This window comes from Streptomyces sp. AM 4-1-1 (assembly GCF_029167625.1).
Taxonomy (GTDB): Bacteria; Actinomycetota; Actinomycetes; order Streptomycetales; family Streptomycetaceae; genus Streptomyces.
This window is the reverse complement of sequence record NZ_CP119145.1, coordinates 2,729,196-2,743,110: the sequence shown is the minus strand read 5'-3', so window position 1 is coordinate 2,743,110 and position 13,915 is coordinate 2,729,196. Positions and strand designations below refer to the sequence as shown.

Annotated in this window: 14 protein-coding genes; 9 read left to right on the top strand and 5 right to left on the bottom strand. The window is 70.7% G+C overall.

Features of this window, described 5'->3' with window-relative positions:
• Nucleotides 1-172 precede the first annotated feature (172 nt).
• The 8 genes from PZB75_RS11575 to PZB75_RS11540 all read left to right on the top strand — a co-directional run bounded on the left by PZB75_RS11575 (nucleotide 173) and on the right by PZB75_RS11540 (nucleotide 7,240).
• Complete coding sequence (locus tag PZB75_RS11575) at nucleotides 173-382, top strand: hypothetical protein (RefSeq protein WP_275535220.1); 210 nt, start codon at nucleotides 173-175, stop codon at nucleotides 380-382.
• A gap of 611 nt (nucleotides 383-993) precedes the next feature.
• The gene (locus PZB75_RS11570; protein WP_275535219.1) at nucleotides 994-1,119 is read left to right on the top strand and encodes a hypothetical protein; all 126 of its coding nucleotides are present in this window, start codon (nucleotides 994-996) and stop codon (nucleotides 1,117-1,119) included.
• A gap of 482 nt (nucleotides 1,120-1,601) precedes the next feature.
• The gene (locus PZB75_RS11565; protein WP_275535218.1) at nucleotides 1,602-2,777 is read left to right on the top strand and encodes an MFS transporter; all 1,176 of its coding nucleotides are present in this window, start codon (nucleotides 1,602-1,604) and stop codon (nucleotides 2,775-2,777) included.
• Complete coding sequence (locus tag PZB75_RS11560; RefSeq protein ID WP_275535217.1) at nucleotides 2,774-5,083, top strand: molybdopterin oxidoreductase family protein; 2,310 nt, start codon at nucleotides 2,774-2,776, stop codon at nucleotides 5,081-5,083. The genes PZB75_RS11565 and PZB75_RS11560 overlap by 4 nt, the downstream gene beginning before the upstream one ends.
• Nucleotides 5,084-5,089: 6 nt before the next feature.
• On the top strand, nucleotides 5,090-5,689 hold the full coding sequence (locus tag PZB75_RS11555) for a 4Fe-4S dicluster domain-containing protein (protein ID WP_275535216.1): 600 nt from the start codon (nucleotides 5,090-5,092) through the stop codon (nucleotides 5,687-5,689).
• Nucleotides 5,686-6,411 (top strand): Rieske (2Fe-2S) protein, encoded by a 726-nt coding sequence (locus PZB75_RS11550; protein WP_275535215.1) that lies wholly within the window; start codon nucleotides 5,686-5,688, stop codon nucleotides 6,409-6,411. The genes PZB75_RS11555 and PZB75_RS11550 overlap by 4 nt, the downstream gene beginning before the upstream one ends.
• Nucleotides 6,408-6,776, top strand: coding sequence for a DUF6755 family protein (locus PZB75_RS11545; protein ID WP_275535214.1), 369 nt, complete (start codon nucleotides 6,408-6,410; stop codon nucleotides 6,774-6,776). The genes PZB75_RS11550 and PZB75_RS11545 overlap by 4 nt, the downstream gene beginning before the upstream one ends.
• A 236-nt stretch (nucleotides 6,777-7,012) precedes the next feature.
• Nucleotides 7,013-7,240, top strand: a complete 228-nt coding sequence (locus tag PZB75_RS11540; protein ID WP_275535213.1) for a hypothetical protein — start codon at nucleotides 7,013-7,015, stop codon at nucleotides 7,238-7,240.
• Between the two features lie 30 nt (nucleotides 7,241-7,270).
• On the opposite strand, the gene PZB75_RS11535 is transcribed toward PZB75_RS11540, so the two are convergent.
• Nucleotides 7,271-7,801, bottom strand: coding sequence for an RcpC/CpaB family pilus assembly protein (locus PZB75_RS11535; RefSeq protein ID WP_275535212.1), 531 nt, complete (start codon nucleotides 7,799-7,801; stop codon nucleotides 7,271-7,273).
• On the opposite strand from PZB75_RS11535, the gene PZB75_RS11530 reads away from it, so the two are divergent.
• Nucleotides 7,800-8,066 carry a hypothetical protein gene (locus PZB75_RS11530; RefSeq protein WP_275535211.1) on the top strand — a complete coding sequence of 89 codons (267 nt, stop codon included), beginning with the start codon at nucleotides 7,800-7,802 and terminating at the stop codon, nucleotides 8,064-8,066. The two genes, PZB75_RS11535 and PZB75_RS11530, sit on opposite strands and share 2 nt — an antisense overlap.
• 327 nt (nucleotides 8,067-8,393) lie before the next feature.
• Here PZB75_RS11530 and PZB75_RS11525 read toward each other — a convergent pair whose 3' ends face one another.
• The 4 genes from PZB75_RS11525 to PZB75_RS11510 form a co-directional block, all read right to left on the bottom strand.
• Nucleotides 8,394-9,275, bottom strand: coding sequence for an S-methyl-5'-thioadenosine phosphorylase (locus tag PZB75_RS11525; RefSeq protein WP_275535210.1), 882 nt, complete (start codon nucleotides 9,273-9,275; stop codon nucleotides 8,394-8,396).
• Nucleotides 9,276-9,579: 304 nt separating this feature from the next.
• Complete coding sequence (locus tag PZB75_RS11520) at nucleotides 9,580-9,957, bottom strand: FmdB family zinc ribbon protein (protein ID WP_275535209.1); 378 nt, start codon at nucleotides 9,955-9,957, stop codon at nucleotides 9,580-9,582.
• A gap of 66 nt (nucleotides 9,958-10,023) precedes the next feature.
• Nucleotides 10,024-11,307 carry an MFS transporter gene (locus tag PZB75_RS11515; protein WP_275535208.1) on the bottom strand — a complete coding sequence of 428 codons (1,284 nt, stop codon included), beginning with the start codon at nucleotides 11,305-11,307 and terminating at the stop codon, nucleotides 10,024-10,026.
• A gap of 716 nt (nucleotides 11,308-12,023) precedes the next feature.
• A complete protein-coding gene (locus PZB75_RS11510; RefSeq protein ID WP_275538676.1) occupies nucleotides 12,024-13,838 on the bottom strand; it encodes a potassium/proton antiporter in 1,815 nt (604 codons plus the stop codon).
• Between the last annotated feature and the right edge of the window lie 77 nt (nucleotides 13,839-13,915).

The window sequence follows — 13,915 nt, the reverse complement described above, 5'->3', positions numbered from 1 at the left end:
GGCTCCGGGTCCCCGGCCTCGCCCGGCTCCCCGGCCTCCTTCGCGGCTCCGTCGCCCGTACGCCTCCGGTGCGCATTCCCGGACGCGTGCGGCGACGGCGCCGAGTGGGGAATCGGTGAGCGATTCCCAGCGGCCCCGCGAGGGGGTCCCGCACCGGAAAAGGAGTGGTGAAGTGTCACATTTCGTTCACCTGGTCATCGCCGTGCTCGGCGCGGCCCGGACCTGGTTCCACCGCCACGTCGACAGAGCTCTCCTCCTACTCGCCCGAGCGGGGCGGGAGACACCTGGCCGGGGGGCGGCGAGTGGGCTCCCGAGCGGGCTGGTCGCCGCGCTCGTGGGTCACGCGCAACTTGCTGATCAGGCACGGAAGCAGCAGTTCTGATCCCAGGGCCTCGATGGGCAGGTCTCGACAAGGAGAGATCGATGCGGAGGTCTCGATGCGGAGGTCTCGATAGGGAGAGATCGATACGGAGAACCTGACCATGCGACGGCCGTGGCCGTATCCGAAGGGTGACTGATCGAAACAACGACAGCGACGACACAGCAGACCCCACGCCATCTGTAACTCGGGGGAGTACGGATGGCCTCCTACGGGGGCGAAACCGGCCGGGCCTCCCTCACGCGAGGGGTGCCCGGCCGACTCCTGTCCGGTGTACGCGCGAACACCGTCCGACGCCCGCCGCCCACCCGGACTCGTACTCCATGGGTGCGGCGATCCCGGCCCCCTTCGAAGAAGGAGCCCGCATGACGAGCATGCCCCAACAGCCCCACGCTCACCACGAACCGACCGACCGCACAGTGAATCCCCGCCGGGTGTCCACTCCCACGCACGCCCCGGCGCCACTCCGCGCAAGGGACGGCGAGCGCGGGGCAAGGCGGGCGGTAGGCCGACCGCGCCGGACCCGCCGCGCCGCCCGTGGCCGTATCCCCGCTGCCCGTATCACCCGCCTCACCCGTATCACCCGCCTCACATTGCGTGTCGGATTGACCGGCATGGGCGCCGCAGGGTTTCTGCTGGGCGTCTTCCTGCTCATCAGCGGACGGGACGGCAGCGCCGATCTGTTCGCTGCGGCGACATCGGCCTGGGGCACAGCGGCGATGATCCGCCCCGGGGCATAGCACTCACCTCTGACGAAACCCCCAGCCCCACACGCTTCACCCCCAGACGCCCCCCAAGCACCCGAATCCCCAAGCGCCCCACCCCACACGTCCCACCACCCCCCCAAGCGCCCCACCCCCGCGCGCCCCGTCACTCCACCTCCCTCACCACCCCGCCCACCCGGCGCTCCGCCTCGCCCCTCCCCGCCCGCCAAGCGCCCCGGCTCACCCCACTCACCCGTCACGCCACCTCACCCCTCCCCGCCCGCCAAGCGCCCCGGCTCACCCCACTCACCCGTCACGCCACCTCACCCCTCCCCGCCCGCCAAGCGCCCCGGCTCACCCCACTCACCCGTCACGCCACCTCACCCCTCCCCGTCCCGCCAACTCACCACGGGGCCCACCCGCCGCGCCACTCCACCCATCCACCACCCCGTGCGACGCGTCCTCCCCGCCAACGAGCAAAACGGGACTAACCACCTATATCGCCATACGGTGGCCAGGTGACCGAGCCACCAGAACCCTCCGCCTCAGCCGCGCAGCCCGGCCCCGGTGCCCGCACCAGGGGCGGGGCGCCCGGCACGCTCACCCCGGACGACCTTCCGGCCGGTACCGGATCGGCGCGACGCCCCCGGGCGCCCCGGTCCGGTCCCCGGAACTCCGTCACCGGCCGGGCGACCGCGGCCGGTGCCGTCGTCTCCGGCCTGCTGATCATCGCCGTCGTGCTCGGCAGCCGACTGCTCCGGGACTTCGACTCCGCCCTCCTCCCGTACGCCGTCGCCAGTGTCTTCCTCGCCTTCGGCGTCGCGTACCGCTACACCGTCTGGATCTCCGCGCCCGGTGCCCGACGCCTCTTCGACAAGGGCTGGGGCAGCTTCTTCTCCCTCGGCAACTTCCGCAGGGCCCCCACCGCACTGCCGAAGATGATCGCCACCTACCTCGGCTTCCAGAAGTTCCTCGGTGCCCGCTCCCACGCTCGCTGGGGCGCCCACCAACTGATCTTCTGGGGGTGCGTCCTGGCCTCCCTGATCACCTTCCCGCTCACCTGGGGCTGGTTCACCTTCACCTCCCCCAGTGGCTCAGGACCCGGCTACGAGATGCGGATCTGGGGCATCAGGCTGATCGGTTTCGACTCACTGAACCTCCTCGGCTGGCTGATGTTCCACGGACTCGACATCGCCGCGGTGCTCGTCATCCCCGGCGCCGGGTACTTCCTCTGGCGCCGGATGAAGGACCGCGGCGCCACCACGGGCCAACGCTTCGCCTACGACCTGGTGCCACTGATCGCGCTGATCGTCATCTCCGTGACCGGCCTGCTGCTCACCTTCTCCTCGCTCTTCCTGCACGGCGGCGGCTACGAGTTCCTGGCGATCCTCCACATGGTGTCGGTGGTCTTCACCCTCATCTACATCCCGTTCGGGAAGTTCTTCCACATCGTCCAGCGGCCCGCCGCCGTCGGAATGCAGCTGTTCAAGTACACCGGCCGGGAGGACCGGGAGACGTTCCTCTGCCGTCGGTGCCACCAACCGATCGACACCGGCCCCTATGTCGAGAACCTTCGCGACACCATGCGCGACCTCCGGCTCGGCTTCGACGAATGGGTCGAATACTGCCCGCGCTGCAAGCGAGTGCTGCGCGGCGGCGCCTACCTCTCCCACGTCAAGAAGGGCTACAAGTGACCGCCGACCCCCGCACGGTCGTCCCCCTCGACCCCGCTCTCGCCCCGCCCGGCACCCGCGCCTTCCGCGACGCGGGCGGCATCTCCGCCGACCGGTGGCACGCCGACCAGAACGGCGAAACGCTCGTCCCCACCCACTGCTGCTTCTGCGGGGTGCAGTGCGGGATGTATCTGCGTGTCGACCGCGGCGGCAAGGTCTTCGGCGTCGAGCCCCGCAACCACGACATCAACCGGATGCGGCTGTGCCCCAAGGGCATCAGCGCCTATCAGCAGGTCAACCACCCCGACCGGCTCACCGCCCCGCTCATGCGCCGGTCCCGGGACGAGCCCTTCCGTGAGGTCTCCTGGGACGAAGCCCTCGACTTCACCGCCTCCGAGATCAAACGCATCCAGGGCAGGTACGGGAACGACGCCTTCGGGCTCCTCGGCGGCGCCACCCTGTTCACCGAGAAGACCTATCTCGTCGGCAAGTTCGCCCGGGTCGCGCTGAAGACCAGACACGTCGACTACAACGGCCGGCTCTGCATGGTCAGCGCGGCCAGTGCCAACAAACTGGCCTTCGGCATCGACCGGGCGGGCAACCCCTTCTCCGACATGCTGCTCACCGACTGCCTGCTGATCGCGGGCTCCAACGTCGGCGAGTGCTTCCCCGTGATGACCCAGTACGTGTGGGGGGCCCGGGACCGCGGCGCCACCCTCATCATCGTCGACCCGCGTGAGACCGCCGTCGCCCGCACCGCCGACATCCACGTCGCCCTCAAACCCGGCACCGACTCGGCCTTCTTCAATTCCGTGCTGAACGTCGTCGTGGAGGAAGGTCTCACCGACAAGGCCTACCTCGCCGCACACACCACCGGATGGGAAGAGGTACGCGCCAAGGTCGCGGAGTACCCCCCGGCCCGTGCCGCCGAGATCTGCGGCATCCCCGCCGAACAGATCGTCCAGGTGGCCCGCGCCTTCGCCCGCGCCCCCAAGGCCATGGCCTGGCACGCACGGGGCGTCGAGCACCACTCGCAGGGCGTCGAGAACTGCCTCACCGTCATCAACCTCTGCGCCGCCACCGGCCACATCGGCAAACCCGGCGCCGGCTACGGCACCCTCACCGGCCAGGGCAACGGACAGGGCGGACGCGAACACGGCCAGAAGTCCGATCTCCTTCCCGGCGGCCGCTCGATCAACGACCCGGAACACCGCCGCCAGATCTGCGAGATCTGGGGCATCGAGGAATCCGAACTCCCCACCGCCGGGACCTCGATGGTGGAAATGGTCTGGCAGATGCAGCGCCGCGAGATCCGCGGCCTCATCGGCATCTGCAACAACCCCTTCGTCTCCCTCCCCAACTACCGGGTGGTGAAGGAGGGGTACGACACCATGGAGTTCCACGCCCAGTTCGACTTCTTCCTCTCCGAGACCGCCGCCAACGCCCACGTCGTCCTCCCCATCACCACCTGGGCCGAGGACAACGGAGTGATGGCCAACGCCGAGGCGCGCGTCGTCAAGCACAACAAGGCCCAGGAACCGCACCCCGGCGTACGGACCGATGCCTGGGTGATGTGCCGCCTCGCCGAACGCCTCGGTGTGGGCGACAAGTTCGACTTCGCCGACTCCCGCGCGATCTTCGAGGAACTGCGCATCGCCTCCGCCGGGACCGTCAACGACTACTACGGCATCACCTATGAACGCCTGGAGGAGACCGGCGGCATCGTCTGGCCCTGCCCCACCACCGACCACCCGGGCACGCCCCGGCTCTTCGAGGACGGCAGGACCTACCACCCCGACGGCAAGATCCACCTCCAGGCCGTCGAATGGCACCAGCCGGCGGACCCGTACGACGACGAGCACCCCATGTCGCTCACCACCGGCCGCACCGTCGCCCACTTCCTCTCCGGCAACCAGACCCGCCGCCTGGGCGCCCTCGTCGAACAGACCCCACGCCCCTGGGCCGAGGTCCACCCCTCCCACGGCTTCCGCAACGGTGAACCGGTCCGTGTCGTCACCCGGCGCGGCAGCGCGGTCTTCCCCGCCCTCGTCACCGAGGCCATCCGCCCCGACACCGTCTTCGTCCCCTATCACTGGCCGGTCCCGGCCGCCGCCAACGTCCTCACCATCGACGCCCTCGACCCCCGCTCCAAGATCCCCGAGTACAAGGTGTGCGCCTGCCGCGTCGAACACGCGGAACGCATCGACGAGGTACCCGCGCCACCCGTGCCCCCCGGCCGGGTCACCTACCCGGAGACCCAGGCATCCCGCACGGACCCGCTGCCCCCCACGGCTCCGCAGGGCCGTGGCACCTCGGAGAGGAACTGACCCCTCATGATGGGCAGAACGATGTTCATCGACCCGGGCCGCTGCATCGGCTGCCAGGCATGCGTCTCCGCCTGCCGCGAGTGTGATTCGCACCGGGGCAAATCGATGATGCACCTCGACTACACCGACGAAGGTCACTCCGTCGCCTCCCTTCCCACGGTCTGTCTGCACTGCGAGGACCCGGTCGCCCCCTGCGCCGAGGTCTGTCCCGCCGACGCGATCCTGATCACCGCCGACGGTGTGGTGCAGCAGGCCGACACCACCCGCTGCATCGGCTGCGCCAACTGCGTCAACGCCTGCCCCTTCGGAGTCCCGAAGATCGACCTTCAGGCGAAGCTCCAGATGAAGTGCAACCTCTGTTACGACCGCACCGCCTACGGCCTCGCCCCGATGTGCGCCACGGTCTGCCCGACCGGGGCGCTCTTCTACGGCACGGTCGAGGAACTCCAGGCCGAGCGGCCCGGGGTCCAGGTCGTCGACACCTTCGCCTTCGGCGAGTCGCAGGTGCAGACCGGCGTGGCCATGGTCGTTCCGGCCGAGAAGGTCCAGTGGCCGGTACCGGGCGGACTTCCGGTCGTCGAGATCAACGGGAAGGACGTCCGATGAGCATCACCGACCAGCAGCCGGGCAGCGACCAGCAGCCCGGGGGCGACCCGCGGGGCGCCCTGCACGACCGGATCGCCGCCGACTCCCTCACCACCCGCCGCGACTACCTCCGTATCGTCACCACCGTCTCCGGGGGTCTCGCGATCGGCGGTCTCGGTGTCGCCGGGGGAGTGCTCCACCGCCACGGCGACACCGAAGCGGCACCCGAACCGAAGCAGATCACCGAACAACTCCTTCCTGGTGAGTCCATCGCCTTCCGCTACCCCGGCGGCGAGGACCGCGCGATCGCCGTCCGCCTCGACGACGGCACGCTCGCCGGATACTCCGCGGTCTGCACCCACCTCGCCTGCGCCGTGCTGTGGCGCAAGGACCGGGGCACCGAGGGCGAGTTGTACTGCCCCTGCCACGAAGGCGTCTTCGACGGCCGCACCGGCGAGGTCCTTGCCGGCCCGCCGCCCCGCCCGCTCCCGAAGGTGGTGCTCACCGAGCAGAAGGACGGCAGCGTGTGGGCCGTCGGCACCACCCGCTCCGGTGAGTCCGTCGAGAAGGGGCTGTGCCGTCAACTGGTGGATCGACAACCCGAGGTGGCGGCCCGTATCGGCTGTCCCGGAGCCAAGGGCCCCGCGGCGGAGGCACCCGCCGCACGCCCCTCGCGCACCACGCCCCCGCACGGTCCCGGGAACGGACCCCTGGAATCCGAGACCCCCGGCAGGTCGGCGTGACCGACTCCCCGCGACCCCCGGGCCCCGACTACCACCCGGGCAGCGCCCATCCCGAACTGAACCGCCCGGTCCACGAGCGCTATCCGCAGATCCGCGCGACCAGCGGTTACGGCGACCCCCGAATCCGGCACACCGGACCAGGCCCAGGAGCGGGCACCGACCAGGAACCCGAGCGCTCCTCGAAGCTCACAGCCCGCCTCAGCCTGGCGCTGACCGTGGTCATCGGCCAGCTCTGGGGGCTGACCGTCATCGTCAACGAGTGGATGGAGGGCCATACCGGAACAGCGTGGTGGGGTGCCGGCTTCCTCTGTCTGTCGTTCCTCGTCGTGCTGGGGCTGTGGTTCCTCGATCCGAAGGACCGCTGAGTCGGGTGAGTCCGGCGAGTTCGCCAAGTCCGGTGAGTCCGGGAGCGCCGCCCACCGGGCCTGCCCGTCCGCCGCCCACCGGGCCCGCCTGGCCGTCGAACACCGGGCCCGCCGGTCGCCGACGCCGCAGGTCCGGCCGCAGCACGGTCGCGGCCCCGACAGCGGCCGACCGCCTGGGACCCCCAGCTGATCGCTCGCCGACCTCGGGCGTTTCGGGGCCGCCGTACTCTGGAGGTATGAGTTCCGCCCCCGCTCCCGTACCCCACGATCCCGAACACCCGGCCGACCAGTCGCCGGAACCGACGCGACCCCGGCCGAGGCCCACGGCTCTGATCTTCGACGACCCACTGGACCAGCAGTCCTCGGACGACACGGACCGCGGGTGGGGCGAGCGGCCCCCGTCCGGTGGCAGCGCCGCCGACCTCGCCCGGTTCCTGGACGAGAAGCCGCCGCACCACGTCTGAGCGCCGACCGGGCCCGTTCCCGGTATGCGATCAGGGGCCGCACAGTGTCACCGCCAGTCGCCCCGACACCGCCGCACCGGCCAGCGCCTTCGCGGTGTCCCGCCCGACGGAGAGCACGACGAGCGCGCCGGATTCCTGAGCGGGGTCATCGGCCACCATCGGTGGCACCTCCGCGACCCGTACGTCCCTCGCCACCACCCGGGCTTCGGCGCCCGTGCCCCCAGCGGCGATCACATCCACGCGGTCGCCCGTCCGTAGCAGCCGGACCGCGGCCGCGTCCGCGATCCGGACCGGCGCCGAGACGAGCCGCGTGGACACCGGCAGCTCCGCGTGCCGACCGCCCTCCGAGGGTGGTCCCCCCGCCCCGGCGGTGCCCGGTGGCCCGCCCGAGCCCCCGGCCGCCGCGCCACCCAGTCCCGAAGCGGCCAGCGCCGCCGCCGTCAGCGCGAGCCCCGCCGCCCAGGTGCACCGCCTCCGGCGCACCGCCCGCCGCAGCCGGTGCCCACCACCTCCCCGCACCCGGATCGGTGCGAACTGGGGGACCCCGCACGGCTCGGGCATGGCAACCGGTGGCCCCGGAAGGGCGGAGCGAAGATCCGGGACCGACTCAGAGACCGTCGACGCAACGGACTTCGACGCAACGGACTTCGACGCAACGGACTTCGACGTAGCGGATTTCCACGTAGCGGCTGTTGACGCAACAGATGGCGACACGGAGGCTGCCGACGCGGAGGCCATCGGAATGGGCGGAAACGCGGACGGGAAGGCTGGCGTGGGCGCGGTCGGGAACGCGGGAGCGGACGGAGACATGGCAGGCACCACCTGACGTGAGCGGACTTGGACGAACGCCCCTCACGATCCACCGTCCGCGAGAATCCCGCTGAGCCCTGTGGACAGACCTGGCGATGTGGACAACTCCCTCACCCACCTGTATGAGTTCACCCACCCGAGTTCACCCACCCGTATGAGTTCACGCACCCGAGTTCACCCGCCGAGCTGACCCACCCGTACGAGTTCACCACCGGGCCCGCCCACGCGTACGGGCGACCAACCCCAGGACCAATCCCACAAGGGGACCCCAGGACGAACCCCAGGACCAATCCCACAGGGGGAGCCTCAGAAGAACCCCACTAAGAACCCCAAACGACTCCCATCAAGGGAGTTCGATCCCCGTGTTGATCCCGTCCAGCGCGTGCGAGCAGGCACAGTCGCGGCTCGCACTCGTCGGCAGTCCCGCCACCGCGTCGAACAGGACCGTGCGCAGCCGGTCCACATTGGCCGCGAACACCTTCAGCACCTCTTCGTGAGAGACGCCCTCACCCGCCTCGGCCCCCGCGTCCAGGTCCGTCACCAGTGTCATCGTCGTGTAGCAGAGCCCCAGCTCACGGGCGAGCACGGCCTCCGGGTGCCCGGTCATCCCGACCACCGACCAGCCCATCGCCGCATGCCAGCGCGACTCCGCCCGGCTGGAGAAGCGCGGCCCCTCCACCACCACGAGCGTGCCGCCGTCGACCGGTTCCCAGGCATGTGCCCGCGCAGCGTCGAGCGCTGCCCGACGGCCCTCGGGGCAGTAGGGGTCGGCGAAGGACACATGCACCACGTTGGGCACCGATCCGTCAGCCCAGGGCTCCCCGTCGTAGTACGTCTGGGTGCGGGTCTTGGTGCGGTCCACCAACTGATCGGGCACGAGCAGCGTCCCCGGCCCGTACTCCGGCCGCAGCCCGCCCACCGCGCAGGGGCCGAGCACCTGCCGCACGCCGACCGAACGCAGTGCCCAGAGATTGGCCCGGTAGTTGATGCGGTGGGGCGGCAGGTGGTGACCGCGCCCGTGCCGGGGGAGGAAGGCGACCCGGCGGCCCGCGACCGCGCCCAGGAACAGGGAATCGCTGGGTTGTCCGTACGGGGTGTCCACACGTACCTCGGTGACGTCCTCCAGGAAGGAGTAGAAGCCCGAGCCGCCGATGACACCGATCTCCGCGCCGTTCTCCGCGCCGGTCGCTGTGCCGACCTCTGTGCCGGTCTGTGCGTTAACCATGCGATCACACTAGCCGGATGTGACACACCGCAGACGGGACGTAACGCGAAGCGGCTCCAGCGCATGCCGATCGAACGAACATGCGCGAAGCGTCACGGCTGCGGGCCCCGACCACGGCCCCCGACCACGGCCCCCGACCCCGGACCCCGGGCCACGTCGAGAGGCCCCGCCCCCACACACCCACATCCCCACACATCCCAGCATCCCCACACACCGAAGACCCCGCCGAGTGGATATGGCTCGGCGGGGTCTTCGGTGAAATGCGAATGCGTGCATGTACGCACGCATGACGTATTGCGTGGCCTCAGGCGGCCGACGTCCCACTCGACGAAGAGGAGGAGGACGAAGACGAAGCCGACGACGAAGAAGACGAACTCGACGACGAAGAGTTCGACGTGGCGGAAGACGACGACGCCGTCGGCTTCGCCCCCGATCCCGACGAGTCCGAGCCCGTCGACGAAGAGGAACCGGACGTCTTCGCGGCAGGCGCGCTGCTCGACGAGGAGCCACGGCTGTCGTTCCGGTAGAAACCGGAACCCTTGAAGACAATGCCGACCGCGGAGAACACCTTCTTCAGGCGTCCCTTGCAGTTGGGGCACTCGGTCAGGGCATCGTCGGTGAACTTCTGCACCGCTTCAAGGCCCTCGCCGCACTCGGTGCACTGGTACTGATAGGTCGGCACTTGTTCCTCCTGGCACTCTCACTCAATGAGTGCTAACGACGCTCTATAGTGACGCATTCCGTTGAATCAGTCCACCGTGACCGGCCCGCGGTGACCGATCCCACGTGCCACCACCCGTTCCGGAGCGCTGGGTGTCAGCCGCGAACGGAGTGTCACCAGGGTCACCAGCGCCAGCGCGGTCCCCACCAGTGGCACCACGAAGCCGGCGCTCGCGCCGTGGGCGTCCGCGAGCCTGCCTGCGACCGTGACGGCCGCCGCCTGCCCCAGCGCCACCGCGCCCGTCAACCAGGTGAACGCCTCCGTCCGCGCGGAACCCGGCACCAGATCCTCGACCAGCGTGTAGCCGCCTATCAGGGCGGGCGCGATGGAGAGGCCGACCAGCAGTCCGAGCCCGGCGAGCAGCGGCACGGAGTGCAACGCCCACAGTCCGGACGCGGTCAGGGTGAGCGCCGCGTACCCGATGAGCAGCCGGCGCCGGGGCCCGCTCTTCCAGGCGACGGCGCCGCAGACGATCCCGGCCAGCATGTTGCCCGCCGCGAACACCCCGTACAGAAGACCGTTCACCCCTGGGCGGCCGATCTCCTCGGAGAACGCGGTCAGGGAGACCTGCATTCCGCCGAAGACCGCGCCGATACCGAGGAAGGCCACCGCCAGCACCCGCACACCGGGCACCGACAGCGCGGAGGTGCGGGGGCCCGCGTCGGAGGCCGCGTCGCGCACGGCGGGCTGGGTGCCGCGTCGCGCGGCGAAGAGCAGACCGCCGACCAGGGTCAGGCCCGCCTCGGCGAGCAGACCGGCGGACGGATGCACTCCGGTGCAGAGCGCCGTGGCGAGCACCGGGCCGACGACGAACGTGAACTCGTCCGTCACGGATTCGAAGGCGGCGGCGGTGGACATCAGCGGCGACGCCTTGCGCCCGGGGGCCGCGCCGAGGATGGCCGCCCAGCGCGCCCGCACCATCGGCCCGACCTGCGGCACGGACGCCCCGGCCGGCACCGCCGCCGCGCACAACGCCCACAGGGGCGCGTCCGCCAGTGCGAGCGCCGTCAGTGCCGTCACGGAAGCCGTGTGCACCAGTACGCCCGGCAACAGCACCGCGCGCTGTCCGAAGCGGTCCGCGAGTTTGCCGGTCTGCGGCGCGAACAATGCCATGGAGACACCGGTGACGGCGGCCACGACGCCGGCACTGCCGTACGAACCGGTGGTGTGCTGTACGAGCAGCACGATGCCGATCGTCAGCATCGCGAACGGCTGTCGTGCCGCGAAGCCCGGCAGGAGGAACGTCCACGCACCAGGGGTGCGCAGCAACTGTCCGTATCCGGGGCGGGGGTCGGAGACCGTGGACGCCACGGTCCTTGCCTTTCTGCCGCCTGGTGGCCGCGCCGCCGCGAGTGGCCCGGCACGCGTGCTGCGTACGGTCCTCCGCGGGAGCTGCCGAGAGCTGTCCTCTGCGCGCGGGACTGCGGTAGATGCCGGGCGCGCGCCGGGAGGGCGGGGCGCCACGACCGCCATACGGTCACGCCAGCTCTGCGTCAGGCAGAGTTGGTCGATCAGTTGGGTGGGTCGATCAGGTTCGACTCATGCTACAGCCGCCACGCGCCGGGTGCCCTTGACCAGCGGTACGTCCCGGACATCCGGGCGCCCGTCCCGCCGTACGCCGTCCCGGACACCGGGGTACTTGCGCTGCGGTAGGTCCCGGACGCCGACGGTCCTTGCTCCCGCGTAGGGACTGGGGCGCCGGGGTCCTCATCCCGTGCCATACGCCGTCCCGGACAGCAGGGGTCCTCGTCCAGCGGTACGCCGCACGCACCGGGGTCCTCGTCCAGCGGTACGCCTCACGCACCGGGGTCCTCGTCCAGCGGTACGCCTCACGCACCGGGGTCCTCGTCCAGCGGTACGCCTCACGCACCGGGGTCCTCGTCCAGCGGTACGCCTCACGCACCGGGGTCCTCGTCCAGCGGTACGCCTCACGCACCGGGGTCCTCGTCCAGCGGTACGCCTCACGCACCGGGATGCTCGTCCAGCCGTACGCCTCACGCACCCGCACCCCCCTCCAGCGGTACGCCTCACGTACCCGCACCCTCGTCCTGCGGTACGTCGTCCGGCCGTGCCGCCCCGCCCGTCGGAGGACCGGAGGGGCCACGGGGTCCGGCGCTCCGGACCTCCACCTCGCGTTCCTTCGGCGTCCGTACGGCCGATTCCCGATCCTTCGGCGCCCGTACCGCCGTCCCCCGCTCCCTCGATTCCCGTACCGCCGCTTCCCGCGCCCTCGTCTCACGGGCCCGCAGCTCACGGACCTTCGCCTCGCGCGCCTTCGTCTCCCGAGCCCTCGCCGCACGCGATTTCGGCTCGGTCGTGATGCCGAGCTTCTTCGCCACCTTCGTCACCTGCGGCGACACCGGCAGCTGGTCCGACCCCGGGCCGCCCACGCCGTTTCCGTCGCCGGTCCCCAGCCAGCCGGCCAGCTTGCCGCCCTCGCCCACGGCCCGCAGCCGTGCCTCCGCCGCGTCGCGCACCGGATCGGTCGCCACCACCAGCAGCTCGTCCCCGCGCCGGAGCACGGTCGCGGGCGCCGGTACGAAGCTCTTCTCCTCGCGTACGACCAGGGTCACCGCGGACCCGGACGGCAGCCGCAGTTCGCCGACCTCCACGCCGTGCATCTTCGACCTCGGCGGGATCGCGACCGACAGCAGATGTCCGCGCAGCCGCTCCAGCGGTGCCGACTCGATGCCGAGATCGGCCGTCTCCGACGGGTCGTCACCGATCCGCAGTGCCTTCGCCAGCCAGGGCAGGGTCGGCCCCTGGATGAGCGTGTACACGATGACGAGCACGAAGACGATGTTGAAGACCCGGGTACTGCCGTCGATCCCGGACACCATGGGGATGGTCGCCAGGATGATGGGCACGGCGCCGCGCAGCCCCGCCCACGACATCAACGCCTTCTCCTGCCAGGGCAGCCGGAACGGCGCGAGCGAGATGAAGACCTCCAGCGGACGCGCCACCACGGTCAGCACCAGACCCACCACCACCGCGGGCCAGAAGTCGTCGATCAGGTCGTGCGGCGTGACCAGCAGCCCCAGCAGCACGAACATGCCGATCTGAGCCAGCCAGCCGAGCCCGTCCGCGAAGCCGCGGGTCGCGGGCCAGTGCGGAAGCTTGGCGTTGCCGAGTGCCATCGCGGCCAGGTAGACGGCGAGGAAACCGCTGCCGTGCGCCATGGCCCCCGCCGCGTAGGCCGACACCGCGATGGCCATGACCGCGATCGGGTAGAGGCCGGACGCGGGCAGTGCCACATGCCGCAGCGCGTACGAACCGAGCCAGCCCACCGCGATGCCGATGGCCGCGCCGATCGCCAGCTCCAGCGCTATCTCACCGACCAGGACGTACCAGTGGCTCACCGGACCGACCGCGGAGAACGCCACCACCAGGATCACGACCGGTGCGTCGTTGAAGCCGGACTCGGCCTCCAGCACACCCGTGATCCGGGACGGCAGCGGCACCTTGCGCAGCACGGAGAAGACCGCGGCCGCGTCGGTGGACGAGACCACCGCGCCGATGATCAGTGCCTGCCGCCACTCCAGACCGACCAGATAGTGCGCCCCGGCCGCGGTGACGCCCACGCTGATCCCCACGCCGACGGTCGACAGCAGCGCGGCGGCGGGCAGGGCCGGCCTGACCTCTTTCCACTTCGTGCCCAGGCCGCCCTCGGCCAGGATCACGACCAGCGCGGCGTAGCCGATGACCTGGGTCAGCTCGGCGTTGTCGAACTTGACGTCGAAGAAGCCGTCCTGCCCCATGGCGATCCCGATGCCGAGATACAGGAGCAGGCTCGGAAGCCCGCTGCGGGACGAGATGCGTACCGCCGCGACGGCGACGAGCAGGACGAGTGAGCAGACGAGCAGGAGTTCGTTGAGCGCGTGGACAGTCAGTGGCCGTTCCTTCCCTGCGTACGCCTGCC